20 protein-coding genes are annotated in these 19,164 nt (G+C 71.6%); 15 read left to right on the top strand and 5 right to left on the bottom strand.

Translation table 11 applies throughout. From position 1 onward, the window contains the following. Nucleotides 1-170: 170 nt before the first annotated feature. Nucleotides 171-836: an alpha/beta fold hydrolase gene (locus tag ABT294_RS47540; RefSeq protein WP_350813142.1), complete on the bottom strand. Its 666-nt coding sequence runs from the start codon at nucleotides 834-836 to the stop codon at nucleotides 171-173. Nucleotides 837-979: 143 nt separating this feature from the next. On the opposite strand from ABT294_RS47540, the gene bar reads away from it, so the two are divergent. The 8 genes from bar to ABT294_RS47500 all read left to right on the top strand — a co-directional run bounded on the left by bar (nucleotide 980) and on the right by ABT294_RS47500 (nucleotide 7,877). After that, complete coding sequence (gene bar, locus ABT294_RS47535) at nucleotides 980-2,089, top strand: barbiturase (RefSeq protein WP_350813140.1); 1,110 nt, start codon at nucleotides 980-982, stop codon at nucleotides 2,087-2,089. A gap of 31 nt (nucleotides 2,090-2,120) precedes the next feature. Continuing rightward, nucleotides 2,121-2,648 carry an SseB family protein gene (locus ABT294_RS47530; protein WP_350813139.1) on the top strand — a complete coding sequence of 176 codons (528 nt, stop codon included), beginning with the start codon at nucleotides 2,121-2,123 and terminating at the stop codon, nucleotides 2,646-2,648. 159 nt (nucleotides 2,649-2,807) lie between these two features. After that, nucleotides 2,808-3,449, top strand: coding sequence for a prepilin peptidase (locus ABT294_RS47525; protein WP_350813138.1), 642 nt, complete (start codon nucleotides 2,808-2,810; stop codon nucleotides 3,447-3,449). 43 nt (nucleotides 3,450-3,492) lie between these two features. Then, on the top strand, nucleotides 3,493-4,674 hold the full coding sequence (gene aroC, locus ABT294_RS47520) for a chorismate synthase (protein WP_350813137.1): 1,182 nt from the start codon (nucleotides 3,493-3,495) through the stop codon (nucleotides 4,672-4,674). After that, nucleotides 4,671-5,171, top strand: a complete 501-nt coding sequence (locus ABT294_RS47515; protein WP_350813136.1) for a shikimate kinase — start codon at nucleotides 4,671-4,673, stop codon at nucleotides 5,169-5,171. The genes aroC and ABT294_RS47515 overlap by 4 nt, the downstream gene beginning before the upstream one ends. Beyond that, on the top strand, nucleotides 5,168-6,244 hold the full coding sequence (aroB, locus tag ABT294_RS47510; protein ID WP_350813135.1) for a 3-dehydroquinate synthase: 1,077 nt from the start codon (nucleotides 5,168-5,170) through the stop codon (nucleotides 6,242-6,244). Before ABT294_RS47515 ends, aroB begins: the two co-directional genes overlap by 4 nt. Beyond that, nucleotides 6,241-6,687, top strand: a complete 447-nt coding sequence (gene aroQ / locus ABT294_RS47505) for a type II 3-dehydroquinate dehydratase (protein ID WP_350813134.1) — start codon at nucleotides 6,241-6,243, stop codon at nucleotides 6,685-6,687. The genes aroB and aroQ overlap by 4 nt, the downstream gene beginning before the upstream one ends. A 176-nt stretch (nucleotides 6,688-6,863) precedes the next feature. After that, on the top strand, nucleotides 6,864-7,877 hold the full coding sequence (locus tag ABT294_RS47500) for an RNA-guided endonuclease TnpB family protein (RefSeq protein WP_350813133.1): 1,014 nt from the start codon (nucleotides 6,864-6,866) through the stop codon (nucleotides 7,875-7,877). Nucleotides 7,878-7,880: 3 nt separating this feature from the next. Here the strand turns inward: ABT294_RS47500 and ABT294_RS47495 are convergent, their stop codons facing one another. After that, a complete protein-coding gene (locus ABT294_RS47495; RefSeq protein WP_350813132.1) occupies nucleotides 7,881-9,851 on the bottom strand; it encodes an ATP-dependent DNA helicase in 1,971 nt (656 codons plus the stop codon). A gap of 239 nt (nucleotides 9,852-10,090) precedes the next feature. On the opposite strand from ABT294_RS47495, the gene ABT294_RS47490 reads away from it, so the two are divergent. Beyond that, nucleotides 10,091-11,365 (top strand): hypothetical protein, encoded by a 1,275-nt coding sequence (locus ABT294_RS47490; protein WP_350813131.1) that lies wholly within the window; start codon nucleotides 10,091-10,093, stop codon nucleotides 11,363-11,365. A 180-nt stretch (nucleotides 11,366-11,545) separates the two neighbouring features. Next, the gene (locus ABT294_RS47485) at nucleotides 11,546-13,117 is read left to right on the top strand and encodes a Na+/H+ antiporter (RefSeq protein ID WP_350813130.1); all 1,572 of its coding nucleotides are present in this window, start codon (nucleotides 11,546-11,548) and stop codon (nucleotides 13,115-13,117) included. Here the strand turns inward: ABT294_RS47485 and ABT294_RS47480 are convergent. Next, on the bottom strand, nucleotides 13,114-13,371 hold the full coding sequence (locus tag ABT294_RS47480; protein WP_350813129.1) for a ubiquitin carboxyl-terminal hydrolase 14: 258 nt from the start codon (nucleotides 13,369-13,371) through the stop codon (nucleotides 13,114-13,116). The genes ABT294_RS47485 and ABT294_RS47480 overlap by 4 nt on opposite strands. A gap of 85 nt (nucleotides 13,372-13,456) precedes the next feature. Between ABT294_RS47480 and ABT294_RS47475 the strand changes: the two genes are divergently transcribed. The 5 genes from ABT294_RS47475 to ABT294_RS47455 all read left to right on the top strand — a co-directional run bounded on the left by ABT294_RS47475 (nucleotide 13,457) and on the right by ABT294_RS47455 (nucleotide 15,469). After that, entirely contained in the window at nucleotides 13,457-13,837 is a 381-nt protein-coding gene (locus tag ABT294_RS47475) for a DUF8711 family protein (RefSeq protein ID WP_350813128.1), read from the top strand. Nucleotides 13,838-13,883: 46 nt separating this feature from the next. Continuing rightward, nucleotides 13,884-14,213 (top strand): YidH family protein, encoded by a 330-nt coding sequence (locus ABT294_RS47470; protein WP_350813127.1) that lies wholly within the window; start codon nucleotides 13,884-13,886, stop codon nucleotides 14,211-14,213. 1 nt (nucleotide 14,214) lies between these two features. Further along, nucleotides 14,215-14,544, top strand: coding sequence for a YidH family protein (locus ABT294_RS47465; protein WP_350813126.1), 330 nt, complete (start codon nucleotides 14,215-14,217; stop codon nucleotides 14,542-14,544). Nucleotides 14,545-14,601: 57 nt separating this feature from the next. Next, complete coding sequence (locus tag ABT294_RS47460; RefSeq protein ID WP_350813125.1) at nucleotides 14,602-14,898, top strand: hypothetical protein; 297 nt, start codon at nucleotides 14,602-14,604, stop codon at nucleotides 14,896-14,898. A gap of 139 nt (nucleotides 14,899-15,037) precedes the next feature. After that, a complete protein-coding gene (locus ABT294_RS47455; RefSeq protein ID WP_350813124.1) occupies nucleotides 15,038-15,469 on the top strand; it encodes a hypothetical protein in 432 nt (143 codons plus the stop codon). On the opposite strand, the gene ABT294_RS47450 is transcribed toward ABT294_RS47455, so the two are convergent. Continuing rightward, complete coding sequence (locus ABT294_RS47450) at nucleotides 15,466-17,298, bottom strand: ABC transporter ATP-binding protein (protein ID WP_350813123.1); 1,833 nt, start codon at nucleotides 17,296-17,298, stop codon at nucleotides 15,466-15,468. The genes ABT294_RS47455 and ABT294_RS47450 overlap by 4 nt on opposite strands. Continuing rightward, nucleotides 17,295-19,016 carry an ABC transporter ATP-binding protein gene (locus tag ABT294_RS47445; RefSeq protein WP_350813122.1) on the bottom strand — a complete coding sequence of 574 codons (1,722 nt, stop codon included), beginning with the start codon at nucleotides 19,014-19,016 and terminating at the stop codon, nucleotides 17,295-17,297. The genes ABT294_RS47450 and ABT294_RS47445 overlap by 4 nt, the downstream gene beginning before the upstream one ends. Nucleotides 19,017-19,164 lie beyond the last annotated feature (148 nt).

Here is a 19,164-nt window from a genome sequence, read left to right as displayed (position 1 = left end):
CGAGCAGGCCCCCAGCCCCGAGGAGACGCTGCGGCTCATCGAGGCATCGAACCGCGGCGCCGCGTCCCGCCGAGCCCGGATCGAACCGCGGCGCCGCGTCCCGCCGAGCCGCCGCGCCCCGGCGGGCGGGGGGTTTGAGGCGTGTTTGAGGCGTGTTTGAGGCCTGGTCGTCACGCGCCGAGGAAGTCGTCGACGGCCCGCTTGAACGCCTCGCGTGCCGAGACGTGGATCAGGTGGCCCACCTCGATCGTGACGAGCCGCGCGCCCGGGATCAGCGCCGCCGTCTCGTCCGCCCTGAACGGGCTCTGCGGCCCGCCTGACAGCACCAGCGTCGGCGCCGTGATCGTCGCCAGGCCCGCCAGCCACGCGGGGTCGGGCTGGAGGAACTGCCGCTCCGTGTCGTGCATCATCCGCCAGTCGAAGGCGGTCGAGCCGTCCTCCTCGATCGGCGGGCGCCCCTCCAGCGGGCGCGGCGGGACGGGGTCCTCCAGGACGAGCCGTTCGACCAGGCCCGGATGGCCCATGGCCACCAGGTACGCGACCATCGCGCCCAGCGAGTGCCCGACCAGGACGGCCCGCTCGACGCCGAGCCGGCCGAGCAGGGCGGCGACGTCCTCGGCCATGGCGGGAACGGGGTACTCGCCGGGCCGGTCGCTCGCGCCGTGGCCGCGCAGGTCGGGCGCCAGGACGTGGTAGCGGGCGGCGAAATGCTGGGTGATGCCGTTCCAGTCGTTGTGGTCGGCGGTGCGTCCGTGCAGCAGGACCAGCGTGGGAGCGCCGGGATCACCCTCCTCGCGATAAGCGATCTTTATCCCGTTTGCTCCTGCTTCGCGCATCACAGAGGCGACCCTACCTTCAGCGACACGCCCGACGTTGGCAGACATTGCCCATGAAACGCGGTCGCAGCCGTGAATACCGTGCTTGTGGACGGCGGCCTGGCAGCATTTCGAGAGGCAGCACACAGGGAAAGGGACGCGACATGCCGGATCCGGTGGAAGTGCGGAAGATCCCCATCGAGAGCGTGACCGACGCCTCCGGCCTGGAGCGGCTCATCGACGACGGCGTGATCGAGGCGCGCCGGGTGCTCGCGGTGATCGGCAAGACCGAGGGCAACGGCGGCGTCAACGACTACACCCGCATCCTGGCCGACCGGGCGTTCCGCGAGGTGCTGGCGTCCAGGGGGCATCCCGCTCCGGGTACCGTCCCGCTGGTCTGGTCGGGCGGCACCGACGGGGTGCTCAGCCCGCACGCCACCGTCTTCGCCACCGTCGACCCGTCGCTGGCGCCCGCCACCGACGAGCCGCGCGTGTCGGTCGGGGTCGCGATGAGCGACGTCATCCTGCCCGAGGACATCGGCCGCCCGGCCATGGTGGAGAAGGTGGCGGCCGGGGTGGGTGAGGCCATGAAGGCCGCCGGGATCGACGACCCGCGCGACGTCCACTACGTCCAGACCAAGACGCCGCTGCTCACGCTGGCCACCATCACCGACGCCAGGAGCAGGGGGAAGGACACCGCGATCGAGGAGACGGGCCCGTCGATGGACCTGTCGAACTCCACCACCGCGCTCGGCGTCGCCGTCGCGCTCGGCGAGATCGCCATGCCGCGCGCCGAGCAGATCCACAAGGACCTCTCCCTGTACTCGTCGGTGGCCTCCTGCTCGTCGGGGGTGGAGCTGGACCGCGCGCAGATCGTGCTGGTGGGCAACGTCCGCGGCATCGGCGGGCGCTACCGCATCGGGCACAGCGTCATGCGGGACGCGCTGGACGCCGACGGCATCTGGGAGGCCATCCGCGACTCCGGCCTGCCGCTGCCCGACCGGCCGCACCCGTCGGACCTGGGCGACCGCCTGGTGAACGTCTTCATGAAGTGCGAGGCCGACCCGTCAGGGCGGGTCAGAGGCAGGCGCACCATCATGCTGGACGACTCCGACGTGCACTGGCACCGCCAGATCAAGGCGACCGTGGGCGGCGTGGCGGCGGCGGTCACGGGCGACCCGGCGGTCTTCGTCTCGGTGGCGGCCGTCCACCAGGGCCCGTCGGGGGGCGGCCCGGTCGCGGCGATCGCCGACCTCGCGGAGCGGAACGGCTAGCCGCCCACGGGCGCGGGTAGTCTCGGGCGTTGTGCCGAGCATTCCACAGCCACTCGATCCGCACGACGACGGCAGCGCCGCGCCCGCCGTCGCCGCCGCTCTCGCCTCCTACCAGGACGGCACGGCAGACGCCACCGACGTGCTGACCGCGCTGAGCGGCGCCCGGCTGCTGGTGCCCGTGGTCGCGCTGCTGACCGAGTCGGAGGTGGGGGAGCACGGGCTGCGCCAGGAGAAGGAGAGCGAGATGGCGCTGCCCAAGCTCGTCGGCAAGGACGGCAGGCAGGCGGTGCTCGCCTTCACCGGCACCGACGCGCTGGTCAGGTGGCGTCCTGACGCCCGGCCGATCCAGGCGAGCACGCTCCAGGTCTGCCAGGCAGCGGTGAACGAGCAGGCCGCCGCCGTCGTCGTGGACGTCGCGGGGCCGGTGCCGTTCGTGATCGAGGGGGACGTCCTGGCGGCGCTGGCGGCCGTCGAATCCGGCACGCTCGACCAGCTCGCCGACGTGACCGTGGCCCGCGTCGAACCCGCCCGCAAACGCCGCTGGTTCTCGCGACGCTGACGGCGCGCCCGGCGGGACGGGCCCGGCGCGACGGCGCGCCCAGCGGGACCGCGCTTCTGCAGGCGCGCCCGGCGGGACGGCGCTTCTGCAGGCGCGCCCGGCGCGACGCTGACGGCGAAACGCGCCCCCGTTCCTCGGCGGCCGGACTAAGGTCGGCGCGTGGTGGTTGCACTGGTGGCGCTGCTCGGCCTGGTCGCCGGACGTTACGTCAGGGCCCTGGCCGGAGCCTTCGGCCAGGAGGACCCTCCAGACACCCGCGCGGAGGCCCGCCAGGCCGTGAAGACGGTCCTGCGCACGCCGCCGTTCCCCGCCTGGCCGCCCGTGATCGAGCTGCTCACGGCCGCGGTCGCCGCGCTGGTGGCGTGGCGGGCGGGGCTGCCGTACCTGTATTTCGCCGTCGCGGGAACAGCGCTGGCGATCATCGACTGGCGCACCACCAGGCTGCCCGACGTGATCACCCTGCCGTCCTACCCGCTCCTGGCGCTCACCCTGATCCCGACGGGCGAGCTGCCCAGGGCGCTGCTCGGCGGGCTGGCGCTGGCCGCGCTCTACGGGGTGCTCTGGTTCGTCAGGCCCGCCGCGATGGGGTTCGGCGACGTCAAGCTCGCCGGGCTGATCGGCCTGGCGACGGCCGCGGCGGGCTGGCAGGCGTGGGTGCTGGCCGCCCTCGGCGGGCAGCTCCTGGGCGCGCTCTACGCCGTCGGCCTGCTGGTGACCGGGCGCGGCACGCGGGAGACGCAGTTCCCTTTCGGGCCTTTCATGCTGCTTGGCGCGCTGGCCGGGCTCTGTCTCGGCTGGTGAACGTCGGCCATCCCACTAGGCCGCACGTGGAAGACTTGTACGCATGTTGCGCTGGTTGACCGCCGGAGAGTCCCACGGCCCCGAACTCGTCGCCATTCTGGAAGGCCTGCCCGCCGGAGTCGAGGTGACCACGGCTGCCATCGACGAGGCGCTGCGCCGCCGCCGCCTCGGTTACGGCCGCGGCGCCCGGATGAAGTTCGAGCAGGACGAGGTGACGGTCGTCGGCGGCGTCCGCCACGGCCGCACCATGGGCAGCCCGGTGGCGATCCGCATCGGCAACACCGAATGGCCCAAGTGGGAGAAGGTCATGGCGGCCGACCCGGTCGACCCGGCCGAGCTGGAGGGGCTGGCGCGGAACGCGCCGCGGTCGCGTCCCCGTCCTGGGCACGCCGACCTCGCCGGCATGCAGAAGTACGGCTTCGACGACGCCCGCCAGGTGCTCGACCGGGCGAGCGCCCGCGAGACGGCGGCCCGCGTCGCGCTCGGCGAGGTCGCCAGGCGCTTCCTCAAGCAGGCGCTCGGCGTCGACATCGTCAGCCACGTGGTGTCCATCGGCGGGGCGCAGACTCCCACGGAGAACCTGCCGGGCGCCGACGACCTGGCCCGCATCGACGCCGACCCGGTCAGGTGCGCCGACCCCGAGGGCAGCGCCGCCATGGTCGCCGAGATCGACAAGGCACACAAGGACGGCGACACGCTCGGCGGCGTCGTCGAGGTGCTCGCCTACGGCCTGCCGCCCGGCCTCGGCAGCTACACGCACTGGGACCGCCGCCTCGACTCCCGGCTCGCCGCGGCGCTCATGGGCATCCAGGCGATCAAGGGCGTCGCGGTCGGCGACGGCTTCGAGACCGCGCGCCGGCCCGGCTCGCGGGCGCACGACGAGATCGAGTACGTCACCGACGAGGGCGTCAGGCGCATCACCAACCGCGCGGGCGGCGTCGAGGGCGGCATGACCAACGGCGAGATCCTCCGGGTCAGCGCCGCCATGAAGCCGATCTCGACCGTGCCCAGGGCCCTGGCCACGATCGACGTCAAGACCGGCGAGGCGGCCACGGCCCACCACGAGCGCTCCGACGTCTGCGCGGTCCCGGCCGCGGGCGTCGTGGCGGAGGCGATGGTCGCGCTGACGCTGGCCGACGCCGCGCTCGAGAAGTTCGGTGGCGACTCCGTCGAGGAAGTCGTCCGCAACCTGTCCGGCTACGTCTCATCCATGGTGATCAAATGATCAAGGCCGTGCTCATCGGCCCGCCCGGGTCCGGCAAGACCACGCTCGGCAACCTGCTGGCCGAGCGGCTCGGCGTCGCCTTCCGCGACACCGACGCCGACGTGGAGGCCGTCGCGGGCAAGCCCGTCAGCGACATCTTCGTCGAGGACGGCGAGGCCCGCTTCCGCGAGCTGGAACAGCAGGCCGTGCGGCAGGCGCTGGCCGAGCACGACGGCGTCCTGTCGCTCGGCGGCGGGGCCGTGCTCAACCCTGAGACGCAGGCGCTGCTCGACGGCCAGCCCGTCGTCTACCTGCAGGTCGGCCTGGCCGACGCGGTGCAGCGGGTGGGCCTCGCCGCGGCCAGGCCGCTGCTCGTGCTCAACCCGCGCAGCCAGCTGAAGAAGCTGATGGAGGAGCGCCGCCCGATCTACGAGCGGCTGGCCGTGCTGACCGTCGTCACCGACAAGCGCGAGCCGGCGGAGCTCGCCGAGGAGATCATCGAGGGGCTGCAGTCATGACCGTGACGAGGATCACCGTGGGCGGCGCCAGCCCGTACGACGTGGTGGTCGGCGCCGGCGTGCTCGGCGAACTGGCCGGGCTGCTGAAGCCCGGTGTGCGCACGGTCGCGGTCGTCCACCCGGCGAGCCTGCCCGAGATCGCCCGTCCGGTCTGCGAGGCGCTGTCCACCGCCGGGTACGACGTGGTGGCGCTGCCCGTGCCCGACGGCGAGCAGGCCAAGAGCGTCGAGGTGGCGGCCCAGCTCTGGTCCGCGTTCGGCCGCTACGGCGTCACCCGTTCCGACGCCGTCGTCGGCGTGGGCGGCGGCGCCACCACCGATCTGGCGGGGTTCGTCGCGGGCACCTGGCTGCGCGGCGTGCAGGTCGCGCTCGTCCCGACGACGCTGCTGGCCATGGTCGACGCCGCGGTCGGCGGCAAGAACGGCATCGACACGCCCGAGGGCAAGAACCTCGTCGGCACGTTCCTGCCGCCCGCCGGGGTGCTCTGCGACCTCGCCACGCTGCCCAGCGTCCCGAAGTCCGACTACGTGGCCGGGCTCGCCGAGATCATCAAGGGCGGCTTCATCGCCGACCCGACCATCCTCACCCTCATCGAGGACGACCCCGAGGCCGCCACCAGGCCGGAGGGCGCTCACACCCGCGAGCTGATCGAGCGCAAGATCCGGATCAAGGCCGACGTCGTGGGCGCCGACCTGCGCGAGACCGGGCTGCGCGAGATCCTCAACTACGGGCACACGCTCGGGCACGCCATCGAGCGGGCCGAGCAGTACCGCATGCGCCACGGCGAGGCGATCGCCATCGGCATGGTCTACGCCGCCGAGCTGTCGCGCCTCGACGGCCGCGTCGGGCCCGACCTCGTCGAGCGCACCAGGTCCATCCTCACCTCGGTGGGGCTGCCCACCGCCTACCGCGCCGACGCCTGGCCGCAGCTGCGCGAGCACATGCGGCTCGACAAGAAGAACCGCGGAGCCAAGCAGCGGTTCGTGGTGCTCGACGGTCTGGCCAAGCCGGCCCGTCTGGAAGACCCGTCGGAAGAGCTGCTCGAGGCCGCCTACAAGGAGATCTCCCGATGATCCTGGTGCTCAACGGGCCCAACCTGAAGCGGCTCGGCACCCGCGAGCCCAGCATCTACGGCGCCGAGACCTTCGCCGACCTCACCGCGCTGTGCCAGGCCACCGGCCGCGAGCTGGGCGAGCACGTCGAGGTGCGGCAGACCGACGACGAGGCCGAGATGATCGGCTGGCTGCACGAGGCCGCCGACGGGCGCATCCCGGTCGTGCTCAACCCGGCCGCGTTCACCCACTACTCCTACGCGCTGCGCGACGCCATCGCCCAGCGCACGGCGCCCCTGGTCGAGGTGCACATCTCCAACCCGGCCGCGCGCGAGGAGTTCCGGCACAACTCGGTCGTCGCCGGGGTGGCGACGGGCACCATCGCGGGCTTCGGGCTGCGCTCCTATGTTCTGGCGTTGCGGGCCATCGCGGAGATGAACACGGAGATGAACGGCGGGTCATGAGGCGTTACGGCTCCTTCGTCGCGCTGGGCGACAGCTTCACCGGGAACCTCCGGAGGATGCCCCGGCCTTCAGGCCGGGGAGGAATCCGGTTTCCCGCGTAGCGGGGCAGGGACAGCCAATTCGCCGCCAGGCGAACCGGCGTCCCCCTCGGTGGTGTTGAGGGCGACCTCCAGCAGGTGCAGGATCTGGGATGGTCCCGCGACCTGCCCGCCGAACCAAGCAGCGTGCGCATCTACCGCGACCCCCTCGGCCACTGGTACGCCTCTTTTGTCGTGCCTGCACGCATTGAGGCGCTGCCCGCGACCGGCCGGGCGATCGGGATCGACTGGGGTGTGAAGGAGACCGCGACCACCACCAGCGACGACCACGACCTCCCGCACGCTGAGCATGGGAAGAAGGCGGCCGACCGGCTGGCCTGCTACCAGCGCAGGATGGCCCGCCGCAGGCCGAAGCCGGGGCAGGCGGCGTCGAAGGGTTACCGCAAGGCGAAGCGGCAGGCGGCGAGGCTGCACAAGAAGATCGCCCGGCAGCGGCAGGACACCGCCCGCAAATGGGCCATGAAGGTCGTGCGCGACCACGACGTCCTGGCGGTGGAAGACTTCCGGCCGAAGTTCCTCGCCAAATCCACCATGGCCCGCAAAGCCGCCGACGCGGCGATCGGGGCGACCAAGGCGGCGTTGATCGAGATGGGCCGTAAGCACGGCCGGGATGTGCGTCTGGTGCATCCCGCGCACACAACCATGGACTGCGCAGGCAGCCTGAGCCAGGAATCCCCTCCCTTCAGGGAGGGGAGCAGTCAAGGAAGGCCTGAACGACGCCTGCGCGGCCGGTTCGCGATCTTCTACCTGCACGTCCGCTCGATCGCCGACCTGTACGGGTGCCGGCTGGTCGACCAGTGGTCCATGCAGGGGCTGCGCGACTGGCGGGCGTGGAGCGAGGACCGGCTGCACATGAACGAGGACGGCCACCGCCTGGTCGCCGCCCGCGTCCTGGACGTGCTGGGGGTGCCGTTCGACGACTGGCACCAGGTCTGGCCCGACTGCACCGTCGACCCGCGGGCCAAGCGCCGCGAGGACGCGCAGTGGATCCGTGAGCACCTGGTGCCCTGGGTGGCCCGTCGCCTGCGTGGCACGTCCTCGGGCGACGGCCTGCTTCCCAAGCGTCCCGACCTGTCTCCCTGGGGTGTCTGAGCGTCAGCCCTCCGTGGCGAGGCGCTTGAGCGCGGCCCGGGGGATCGCCGGGTCGGTCGTGCGCCAGAACGGGGGCAGGGAGCCGAGCAGGAAGCCGCTGTAGCGGGCGGTGGCCAGGCGCGGGTCGAGGACGGCGATGACGCCCTTGTCGTGCTGGGCGCGCAGGAGCCGGCCGGTGCCCTGGGCCAGGAGGAGAGCCGCGTGGGTGGCGGCCACCGTCATGAAGCCGTTGCCGCCCTTGGCCGCCACGTGGCGCTGCCTGGCGGAGGTCAGGGGGTCGTCGGGGCGGGGGAACGGGACACGGTCGATGATGACCAGCCGCAGCGACGGGCCCGGAACGTCCACGCCCTGCCAGAGCGACAGGGTGCCGAACAGGCAGGTCGATTCGTCCTCGGCGAACTGCTTGACCAGGAGCATCGTCGAGTCGTCGCCCTGGCAGAGCAGTGGCACGGTGAGCCGGTCGCGCAGGGCTTCGGTGGCGGCCTTGGCCGCTCTCATGGAGGAGAACAGGCCGAGGGTCCGGCCGCCCGCCGCCTCGATGAGCTCGACGATCTCGTCCAGGTACTGCTGCGGCAGGCCGTCGCGGCCGGGCTGCGGCAGGTGCTTGGCGACGTAGAGGATGCCCGCGCGGGGATGGTCGAACGGGGAGCCGACGTCGATGCCCTGCCAGCCCTTCTCGCCGAGGCCCCACTGCCTGGCCATGCCGTCGAAGGTGCCGCCCAGCGCGAGCGTGGCCGAGGTGAGCACCACGGTGCGCTCGCCGAAGAGCTTGTCGCGGAGCATGCCGCCGACGTTCAGCGGGGCGACGCGCAGCGCGGGCGGGCGGCGGTCGGTGCCGGCCTCCAGCCACACCACCTCGGCCCTGTCGGGCTCGGAGGCGTGCCCGTACGCCTCCAGCATGCGCACCGCCGCGTCGTGGACCTCGTCGAGCGCCGTGAAGGCCGCCTTGCGCTGGCCGGCCTTGTCGGGGTCGTCCTTGTCGGCGCCGCGCGGGCCGAGCGCGGTGACGCAGCGTGCCGCGGTGTCGCGGATGAGGGCCAGGGTGAGGCCGAGCACCTGGGGCAGCTCGTCGATGCGGCCGTCGGGGGCGGCGGCGAGCAGCGCCTTCAGGTCTTCCCCTGCCTCCATGAGCTGGTCGGCGATGGGCTGCTCGATCAGGCGGCCCACGCGGCGCACGGCCAGCGCGACCGAGCTCTCCGACAGCTCGCCGGTGGCGACGGACGTGACCCGGTCGACCAGCTCGTGCGCCTCGTCGACGACCACCATGTCGTGCTCGGGCAGCACGGGGATGTCGCCCATCGCGTCGATCGCGAGCAGCGCGTGGTTGGTGACCACCACGTCGGACTCTCCGGCGCGGGCCCTGGCCAGCTCGGCGAAGCACTCGGCCCCGCTCGGGCAGCGGGAGGCTCCGAGGCACTCCTGGGCGCTCACCGAGAACTGCCGCCAGGCCTGCTCGCTGACCCCGGGCACCAGCTCGTCGCGGTCGCCCGTCTCGGTCTCCTCGGCCCACTCCTGGATGCGCTGCACCATCCGGCCGGTGGCGCTGACCTCGCGCGGGTCGAAGAGCTGGTCCTGCTCGTCCTCCTCGGGCCAGCCCGCGGTCGCCTTGTAGCGGCACAGGTAGTTGCGCCGGCCCTTGAGTATCGCGAACGACGGCTCGTGCGGCAGCTCCTTGGACAGCGCCTCGGCCAGCCTGGGCAGGTCGCGGTCGACGAGCTGGCGCTGCAGCGCGATGGTGGCGGTGGAGACCACGACCGTGGTGTCGCTGGCCATCGCGTGCCTGATCGACGGCACCAGGTAGGCCAGGGACTTGCCGGTGCCGGTGCCGGCCTGGACCGCCAGGTGCTCCTCTTCGTCGATGGCCCGCTGGACGGCCTTGACCATGGTGATCTGGCCCTGCCGTTCGCTCCCGCCGACGGCGTTCACCGCGACGCTGAGCAGGTCCTCGACTGGTGGGAGATGGGAGTCCGGCACAGCCGTCAACGGTACCGGCAATCGGGAGTCCGCCGCGCCGAGACGCCGTGTGATCGTCCGGACGCATCCCGGCGTTCCAGAACTCCTCCGGCGGCTGCCGTGGCACACTTGCGACCGGAACTCCGGCAGGTCAAGGAAGATCTTCCTGGGAGTTTCGTGGTGAGGAAGCGAAAGCCGGTTCAGTTGAGTCTGCCGGGGTCGAGTGGACGATTAAGGCTGGTTAAAGCAGTATGGGCCTCATGTCGGAAGTTGTCCCGTTGCCGTCGTTCGGCGAAGTGTTCTTCGATGCCCGAGGTCAGGAACGGTGTCTCCGGGTCACCTGGCACGAAGGCACCCTGGTCCTGAGCCTGTGGCGAGGGGAGATGTGCACCGCGAGCTTCCGCATGCCGATGGACGACGTCGGCCGGTTGCTCGACACCCTCGACGACGGCTACGCCGAGGCCACCGGCGAGCAGCCCGCCGTGCCCGCGCACGACCCCGGCACCGAGGTCATCCCGGGCACCGGCCAGTATCACCGGCCGCAGCAGCAGCCCCTCCAGCCGGTCCACCAGCAGCCGCAACACCAGCCCGATGACCGGCCCACCGCCGCGCTCTCACCCAGCGACGTGCTGGTGGCCAGGGGCAACCCGGCCCGCCAGGACAAGCTGGTGGCCTCGTACGGCGAGTCGACCGTGCCGCGCGACGGCCAGGCCCCGCAGTACGGCGACCCGGCGGCAGGCGAGACCCAGGCTCCGACGTACGGTGACCCGGCGGCGGCGCGCGAGGCCCAGCCCCAGGCGTACGCCGAGCGGCCCCCGTTCACCGGCCCCCAGTACGTCGAGCCGTACCCCGGCGACCCCTACTCGGGCCCGCAGTACACCGAGCCCGCCGCCCAGGAGCCGTTCACCGGCCCCCAGTACGTCATCTCCCCGCAGTACACCGAGCCGGTGACCGGCGCCGAGCCCGTCTACCAGCTGCCCGCCGACCGCCGCCAGCCGACGCCGCCGCACGCGACCGACCCGTCCGGCTTCCGCTCCCCGGCCGCCGACCCCTACCCGCCGGCCGACACCTACCCGCAGCCCACGGCCGACTACTACGGCCAGCGGCCCGACCCGTACGGCGACCAGGGCTACCAGCACAGGCCCGCCCAGGGCGGCGCGGCCGGAACCCCGGCGCACAGCGGCGGAGGCGGCGGGCAGGGCGCGGCCGGGCTCGGCACCCCGATGCACGGCATCCCGGGCGCGGGCAGGCGCCAGGCAGCCGACCGCTACCCGAGCCAGGACCGCTACCCCGCCCAGGACCAACCCCACGACCGTTACCCCGGCCAGGACCACTACTCCGCCCACCAGCCCCCGCCCAACCCGGTGGACCCGCTGCTCGCCCTCGGCACCAACCAGCCGCAGCCGTACCAGCAGCAGCCGCCGTCCGAGCCGCACATCTCCCGGCCGTACGTGCACGACCCGATGTTCACCACCGGCGAGCGGCTCCGCCCCGAGCAGGAGTACGACGACAGGAGCGACCGCCGGGAGTGGTGATCGCCCCGGGTTCGCCCCCAGCGAACCCGGGAAGCCGGACGCCCCGGCCGGCGTTGCCGCCGAGCAGCATCCCGGCCGGCGTTCCGGCTGCTGGACGGCCTCGCCCAGGGTCTCCCGTCGCTGCCAGGATGTCATCAGGAGCGGGCCGTCGCGCGCCCGCGCTGAGGCGAAGGAGCGCCGGTGAACACGACCTTGGGCCTGCAGCTGCTGCTGGTGACGGCCGGAGCGATCGCGGTCGCCGCCGTGGCCAGGCGGAAGGGCTGGCCCGCGCCGCTGCTGCTGGTGGCCGCCGGGTTGCTGGCCTCGCCCCTGGTGCCGTTCGTGCAGCTCGACTCGAAGCTGGTGCTGTTCGTTTTCCTGCCGCCGCTGCTCTACTCGGCCGCGCTCGACAGCTCCTACCTGCGGCTGCGCGACGTCAAGCGGGCCGTGGCGCTGCTGTCGATCGGGCTGGTGCTGTTCACCGCGGCGGTCGTCGGCGGGGTGGTGCACCTGCTGCTGCCGGAGCTGCCGCTGGCCGCGGCGTTCGCGCTGGGCGCCATCATCGCGCCGCCCGACGCGGTGGCCGCGGTCGCTGTCGGCAGGCGGCTCGGGCTGCCGCGCAGGCCGCTGACGATCCTGATCGGCGAGAGCCTGTTCAACGACGCCACCGCGCTGACCGCGTACCGGGTGGCGATCAGCGCGGCGACGGGCGAGGCGATCGATCTGATGCACGCGGCCGGCGAGTTCGTCTACTCGGCGGTCGGCGGCGTGGTCATCGGGCTGGTGCTGGCGGTCGCGCTGGCCTGGGTGTTCCAGCGCACCCGCGACTCGCTGGTGGAGAACACACTGATGCTGCTGATCCCGTTCGGGGCGTACCTGGCGGCGGAGTCGGTGCACGCGTCGGGCGTGATCTCGGTGGTGATCGTCGGGCTCTACCTGGGGCACCGGATGCACCTGCGCGGGTTCGGCACCCGGCTGGTGTCCGACGCGGTGTGGAAGGTGACCGACTTCTTCCTGGAGACGATCGTCTTCGCGCTGATCGGGCTGCAGCTCGTGCCCGTCATGCAGGGGATCACCGGCTACGGCCCCTGGGAGGTCGCCGGCTACGCGCTGATCGTCTTCCTGGTGACGGTGCTGTCGAGGTTCGTGTGGATCTTCCCTGTCACGTACCTGCTACGGATGCTCGACAGGAAGGGCCCGCCGCCCTCGCCGCAGCAGGTGGCGGTGCTGAGCTGGGCGGGCATGCGCGGGGTGGTGTCGCTGGCGGCGGCGTTCGCGATCCCCAACACCGTGCCGGGCAAGCCGATGCTGCTGTTCCTGACCTTCACCACGGTGATCGGCACCCTGCTCGTGCAGGGCACCACGTTCCCCACACTGATCAGGCGGCTGCACGTATCGAGCGAGCAGGAGCGTTACCAGGACAACCTGGCGGAGGCGTCCGCGCAGCAGGCCGCGCTCGCGGCGGGGCTGGAGGTGCTCGACCGGCTCGTGGAGCTGGAGGGCGAGCCGGACGAGATCCAGAAGCAGGTCATCGACCAGCTCAGGGAGAAGTCCTGGCGCCGCTCGCTGACCGCCTGGGAGCGCCTGGGCGGCGGCACCGGGCACGGCGGCGCCGAGACGCCCAGTGCCCTCTACCGCCGCCTGCGCCGCGACATGCTGCAGGCCGAGCGCGAGGTGTTCGTCCGGCTGCGCGACGAGCGCCGGCTGGACGATGAGGTGCTCCGCGAGGTGATGGCGCAGCTCGACTTCGAGGAGGCCATCCTGGAGCGCTAGCCCATCAGGTTGTCCGTATAGCACCACCGCCAGTTCTCGCCCGGCTCGAACGACTGGACCACCGGATGCGCCGTGGCGTGGAAGTGCTTGGTGGCGTGTTTGTTGGGCGAGGAGTCGCAACAACCGATATGTCCGCATTCCAGGCAGCGGCGAAGGTGCACCCAGCGGCTCCCGCTGGCGAGGCACTCCTCACAGCCCTCCGGCGTGCGGGCCTGAGGGTCGTCTGCTTGGAGAAGATGCTCACAAGTTGCCATGTACGAAATCCTAGAACCACAACCTCGCTCTGACCCGAGCCGCGCGCCCGCCCCGCGGCGCGGGCCGTTGGGTAGGGTCGCAGGCATGGGTCCTCTGACGCGCCGATTCGCCCCTCTCATCGCCTTTGCCGCTTTCACTCTCGCCGCCGGATGCGGAGAGGTCAACAACACGATCGACAAGGCCCAGGCCTGCCTGGAGGCCCCGAAGATCGTCACCCAGCTGGGTACGGAGATCACCAAGCTCAAGGACGACCCCAAGGCCATGGACAAGGCCATCGACGACGCCGCCACCAAGCTGAACGACGTCGCCGACAAGGCCGCCAACACCACGCTCAAGCAGGCCTCCGAAGACCTCGCCCGGACGTTGAGCGAGATCGACGTCAACAACGCCATCGACTCCGCCCAGAAGGTCGGCACCGAGACCGCCGCCTACCTGGAGAAGGTGGCCAAGGCCTGTGGGAGCTGAATCCCGGCTTCTCTAGGGGAAAAGTGGACGAATTACCGTTTTTCCTATGGAACCCGACCCTCGATTCACCCTCGCCAACGAGCGCACCTTCCTCACCTGGCTGAGCACGGCGCTGGCGCTCAGCGCGGGCGGGGTGGCCATCGCCGCGGTGCCTGAAGACGTGTTCGTCCCGTGGATCCGCACCGCGCTGGCTGTCGTGCTGGTCACGCTCTCCGCGCTGGCCGCGGGCATGGCCTACCCGCGCTGGCGCAACATCCAGCGGGCGCTGCGCGAGCAGGCGCCGCTCCCGCCGCCCGCGCTCGCCGCGGTGTTCGGCTACGGCGTCGCGGCGGTCGCGATCATCGCCCTGGTGCTCATCGTCATCCGCGCGGCCTGAGATGTCCGACGAGATCTGGGACCCGGGCCTGCAGAGCGAGCGCACCAGGCTCGCCTGGGTCCGCACCGCCGTGGCCCTGTCGACGGGCGGCCTCGGCGCCGCCGGGCTGTCGCTGCGCCACGGCCTGCCGCTGCCCGCCGTCGTCGGCTTCGCGCTGGCCGCGCTCTGCGGCGGCGTCCTGCTGGCCAGGACCGGCGTCCGGTTCCGCCGCGTCCAGCAGGCCCTGCACGGCGGCCGGCCCCTCGACCACGGCCTGGACGTGATCTTCGCCTGGCTGGGCACGCTCGCCGTCGTCGCCGGGGCTGTCACGTTCGTCATCGCCGTTGGGTGACCCCGGGTTGCGAGGGAGCGAAGGGGAGGCGGACACTCGAGGTAGGGAGGTGGCCTCATGGAAGAAGAGCGCAGGAAACTGCCCTTCGAGTGCCGCAGCTGCTGGCACGTCTGGGAGGAGGAGTACCTCGTCCGCCGCGGCGACGACCGCCACGAGAGCGAGATCTGGATACGAGAGGGCGTGCAGGTGCCCCCGCCGTCGCAGGGCACGATCTGCCCGCGGTGCGGCTGTCAGCAGGCGACCACGTTCCCCGACGGCTACCTCAGCCGCCATCCCGAGCTGATCCCGCCTGCCGAGCCCCCCGTGCCCGACGCGACCCCGCTGCTGAGCCCGGTCCGTCGGCCGCTGTATTAACTGCAGCCTTAACCCCCCAACATTACAGTTGGTGAGTCTTTCGTAGCCCTGAGTGTCATTAGTCCCGACTTGTAGGTGTCAATAGGCGGGAGGACACTCATGTCGGATGGCGGTCCCTGACCGGGGGTAGGTGGTCCTCGTGCGTGACGGGTTCGAAACCCGCAAGACATGGCCTTTCGAGTGCCTGCGTTGCCTGCACGTCTGGGAGGAGCAGTACGTCGTCAGAAACCTCATGGACGACTACGGCAACGAGGTCGAGATCTGGCTACAGTCCGGTGTTCCGGTGCAGCCGCCCTGGTCGGGAGTGTCCTGCCCCGGCTGCGGCGCGTACCACGTCACCTCGTTCCCGTCCGGATACCTCTCGCGGCATCCGGAGCTCGTGGCCGCGCCGGAACCGGAGCCCGTCGCGTGGCCACATCCCGCGCCCGCGCCGCCGGCCGTGGAGAGGCGGGCGCCCGCGCCGCGGACGCCCCTCCCCATGCGGGTCCTGGTCGCGATCGGCGTGCCGATCGTGGTCTTCGTCGCCTACGAGTTGTACGAGGGCCTGAAGACCGTCGCGCACCCGCACTAGCTCAGGCTCTCCAGCCAGGCCCGGTGCAGCCCGGCGAAGCGGCCCGACGCGGCGATGAGCTGGTCGGGCGGGCCGTCCTCGACGATCTCGCCGCGCTCCATGACGAGCACCCGGTCGGCGATCTCCACCGTCGACAGGCGGTGCGCGATGATCAGCGCGGTGCGGTCGGCCAGGATGGTGCGCAGCGCCCGCTGCACCAGGCGCTCGCTGGGCACGTCCAGGCTGGACGTCGCCTCGTCCAGGATCAGCACGGCCGGGTCGGCCAGGAACGCCCTGGCGAACGCGACGAGCTGCCGCTGCCCGGCCGACATGCGGCCGCCGCGCTTGCCCACCTCGGTGTCGTAGCCGTCGGGCAGCGCCGCGATGAAGTCGTGCGCGCCGATCGCCTTGGCGGCCTCCCGCACCTGCTTGTCGGTGGCGTCGGGACGGCCGAACCTGATGTTGTCGGCGACCGTGCCGCTGAACAGGAAGTTCTCCTGCGTCACCATGACCACGGCCGCGCGCAGCGTGGTCTCGTCCAGCTCGGTCAGGTCCACGCCGTCGAGCAGGACCCGGCCCGCCGTCGGGTCGTAGAAGCGGGAGATCAGCTTGGCCAGCGTCGTCTTGCCCGCGCCCGTCGCGCCCACCAGCGCCACGCTCTGGCCCGCCGGGACGGTCAGGTCGAGGCCGGGCAGGATCGGCCGCTCCTCGACGTAGGCGAACCTGACGCCCTCGAAGCGCAGCCTGCCGCGCGGCGCCTCCAGCGCGCGCGGCGCGCGCGGCTCCGGCACCGACGGCTCCTCCTCCAGCACTCCTGACAGCTTCTCCAGCGCGGCGCCCGCCGACTGGAGCGTGTTGTAGAACTGGCTGATCTCCTGCATCGGCTCGTAGAACTGGCGCAGGTAGAGCAGGAACGCGGCCAGCACGCCGACCGTGACCTCGCCGTGCAGGGCCAGGTAGCCGCCGTAGAGCAGCACGCCCGCGACGGTCACGTTGCCGATCAGCTTGATACCCGGCATGAACACCGCGATCAGCTTCATGCTGCTCGCGTTGGCGCCCCGGTAGTCGTCGTTGAGCTGCTCGAAGATCTCCTGGTTGCGCGGCTCCCTGCGGAACGCCTGGACTGCGCGGATGCCGGTCATCGACTCCACGAAGTGCACGATGACCAGCGCCACCGTCTCCCGGGTGCGCCGGTAGACGATCGCCGACTGGCGCCGGAACCACCGGGTGAACAGCAGCAGCAACGGCAGCGGGATCAGCGCCACCAGGCCGAGGTGCACGTCCAGCACCAGCAGCAGCGCGGCCGTGCCGAACAGCGTGAGCACCGCGGTGACCAGCCCGTCGAAGCCCGACTGGAGCAGCTCGGCGATGGCCTCGATGTCGGAGGTCAGCCGGGAGATGACCCGGCCCGAGGTGTACTTCTCGTGGAAGCTCAGCGACAGCCGCTGGAAGTGGTCGAACACCCTGCGGCGCAGCTCCAGCAGGATGTCCTGGCCGATCCGGCCGGACAACTGCAGGAACGCCTGCCGGGTGAGCGCCTGCGTGGCCGCCGCCGCGATGATCACCCCGACCACGGTCAGCAGCGTGCCCGGCCCGGTGCCCTTCAGCATCGGCGGGATGCCCGCGTCGATGCCCACCTTCACCAGGTAGGGGATCGCCAGGCCCGCCAGGTTCGACACGATGATGATCGCGGTGAGCAGCGCGATGGCTTTGCGGTGCGGGGTGAGCAGGCTGCCGAGCAGCCTGCGGGAACGTTCCCGCAGCAGTAAAGACACCTTTTCGGACAGCTCGTCCTGGTCTTCCGAGGAGACGCCCCGCCAGTCGGTGGTGCTGGTGGTCGTCGTGGTCATGCCAGTGCCCCTTCCGACGGGTCGAGGTCGGCGTCCTGCGCCAGCAGCTCGCGGTACTCGGGCACCTCGGCCAGCAGCTCGTTGTGCCTGCCGACGTGCGTGATCGTGCCGCCGCGCAGCAGCGCCACCTTGTCGGCCAGCAGCACGGTGGACGCGCGGTGCGCCACCACGATGCCGGTCGCCTCGCGCAGCACGTGCCGCAGCGCCTCTTCCACCAGCGCCTCGGTCTCGACGTCCAGCGCCGACAGGGTGTCGTCGAGCACCAGGATCCGCGGCCTGCTGAGCACGGCCCGCGCCAGCGCCAGCCGCTGGCGCTGCCCGCCCGACAGGGACATGCCCTGCTCGCCGATGCGGGTGTCGAGGCCCCACGGCAGGTCGTAGACGAACATCGCTTGCGCGGTCTGGATGGCCGCGGCCAATTCCTCCTCGGTGGCGTCGCGACGGCCCAGCGTGAGGTTCTCGCGCACGCTCATCGAGAACAGCGTCGGCTCCTCGAACGCCGTCGCCACCACCTCGCGCAGCGAGGCCAGCGTCAGGTCGTGCACGTCGTACCCGTCGATCGTGACCCGGCCCGCGGTCGGGTCGACCAGCCGGGGCACCATCGCGGTCAGCGTCGTCTTGCCCGACCCGGTGGCGCCGACGATGGCGACCGTCTCGCCGGGACGCACGTCCAGCCACAGGTCCTGCAGCACCGGCTGGTCGGCGCCGGGGAAGCGGAACTCCACCCCCTCGAACCGGAGGTGTCCGCGCGGGTTCTCGATGGTCTTCGTGCCGCCCTGAATGGCCGGGACGGTGTCCATCACCTCCATGACCCGGTCGGCCGAGGTCATCGCCTCCTGCGCCATGGCCAGGATGTAGCCGAGGCTCGCGATCGGCCAGACGAGCTGGAGCATCATCGTGGTGAACGCCACCAGCGTGCCGAGGGTCAGCGACCCCGAGCCGACGGCCAGCGCGCCGAGCAGCAGGACCAGGGCGAGGGTGAAGTTCGGGATCACCTCCAGGAAGGTGAAGAACCGCGCCGACAGCCGCACCTTGTCCATGGAGGTCCGGTAGACCTTGAGCGCGGCGTCGTCGTAGCGGTCGTAGACGTGGTGACGGCGGCCGAACGCCTTGATCGTCCTGATCCCGATCGCCGACTCCTCGACGAACGTGGCGAGGTCGCCCTGCTCGTCCTGGACCTGGCGGGAGATCTTGATGTAGCGCTTCTCGAAACGCAGCGAGACCAGCACGATCGGCACGGCCGACGCGGCGACCAGCAGCCCGAGCGGCCAGTACATGTTCAGCAGCAGCACGGTCACCGTGACGAGCTGGATGACGTTCATGACCAGGAAGAGCATGCCGAAGCCGAGGAAGCGGCGGATCGTCGACAGGTCGGTGGTGGCACGAGAGAGCAGCTGGCCCGACTGCCACTCGTTGTGGAAGCCCATGGGCAGGCGCTGCAGCTTCTCGTACAGGTCGTCGCGGATCTCGGTCTCGAGCCCGAGCACGGGCCCGATCTGCGACCACCGGCGGAAGAAGATCAGCAGCGCCTCGAGGACGCCGACGCCCAGGGCGATCAGCCCGAGGGGGAGCAGCGCGCCGGAGTCGCCGTGGACCACGGGCCCGTCGACGACCTCCTTCCCGACGAGGGGGAGCGCGATGCTGGCGCCGATACCGATCGTCGCGGCCAGCCAGATGAGGACCAGCTTGGTCACGTGGGGGCGGAGGTAGGGCCTCATCCGCCACAGGGAGTTGGAGGAGAGCAGGGGACGTCTAGGTGAACGCGTATCGGGAGGCATCCCAACCAGGTTAGTAGGGGCTTCAACTGATTTCCTGGGCAGACACACCACTCGCACCCGGGAGGCATGAGCCCGCGCGGCCTACGGT

The organism is Nonomuraea sp. NPDC000554 (assembly GCF_040300065.1).
In the GTDB taxonomy this organism is placed as follows: Bacteria; Actinomycetota; Actinomycetes; order Streptosporangiales; family Streptosporangiaceae; genus Nonomuraea.
Note: the sequence above shows the minus strand (reverse complement) of the source record. Positions and strands in the feature narration are given on the sequence as shown.

Excerpts from the sequence above, each read along its gene's own strand:
- ABT294_RS47540 (WP_350813142.1), bottom strand. The coding sequence starts at position 836 with ATGCGCGAAGCAGGAGCAAACGGGATAAAGATCGCTTATCGCGAGGAG.
- bar (WP_350813140.1), top strand. The coding sequence starts at position 980 with ATGCCGGATCCGGTGGAAGTGCGGAAGATCCCCATCGAGAGCGTGACC.
- aroC (WP_350813137.1), top strand. The coding sequence starts at position 3,493 with ATGTTGCGCTGGTTGACCGCCGGAGAGTCCCACGGCCCCGAACTCGTC.
- ABT294_RS47515 (WP_350813136.1), top strand. The coding sequence starts at position 4,671 with ATGATCAAGGCCGTGCTCATCGGCCCGCCCGGGTCCGGCAAGACCACG.
- aroB (WP_350813135.1), top strand. The coding sequence starts at position 5,168 with ATGACCGTGACGAGGATCACCGTGGGCGGCGCCAGCCCGTACGACGTG.
- aroQ (WP_350813134.1), top strand. The coding sequence starts at position 6,241 with ATGATCCTGGTGCTCAACGGGCCCAACCTGAAGCGGCTCGGCACCCGC.
- ABT294_RS47490 (WP_350813131.1), top strand. The coding sequence starts at position 10,091 with ATGTCGGAAGTTGTCCCGTTGCCGTCGTTCGGCGAAGTGTTCTTCGAT.
- ABT294_RS47480 (WP_350813129.1), bottom strand. The coding sequence starts at position 13,371 with ATGGCAACTTGTGAGCATCTTCTCCAAGCAGACGACCCTCAGGCCCGC.
- ABT294_RS47475 (WP_350813128.1), top strand. The coding sequence starts at position 13,457 with ATGGGTCCTCTGACGCGCCGATTCGCCCCTCTCATCGCCTTTGCCGCT.
- ABT294_RS47470 (WP_350813127.1), top strand. The coding sequence starts at position 13,884 with ATGGAACCCGACCCTCGATTCACCCTCGCCAACGAGCGCACCTTCCTC.
- ABT294_RS47465 (WP_350813126.1), top strand. The coding sequence starts at position 14,215 with ATGTCCGACGAGATCTGGGACCCGGGCCTGCAGAGCGAGCGCACCAGG.
- ABT294_RS47460 (WP_350813125.1), top strand. The coding sequence starts at position 14,602 with ATGGAAGAAGAGCGCAGGAAACTGCCCTTCGAGTGCCGCAGCTGCTGG.
- ABT294_RS47450 (WP_350813123.1), bottom strand. The coding sequence starts at position 17,298 with ATGACCACGACGACCACCAGCACCACCGACTGGCGGGGCGTCTCCTCG.
- ABT294_RS47445 (WP_350813122.1), bottom strand. The coding sequence starts at position 19,016 with ATGAGGCCCTACCTCCGCCCCCACGTGACCAAGCTGGTCCTCATCTGG.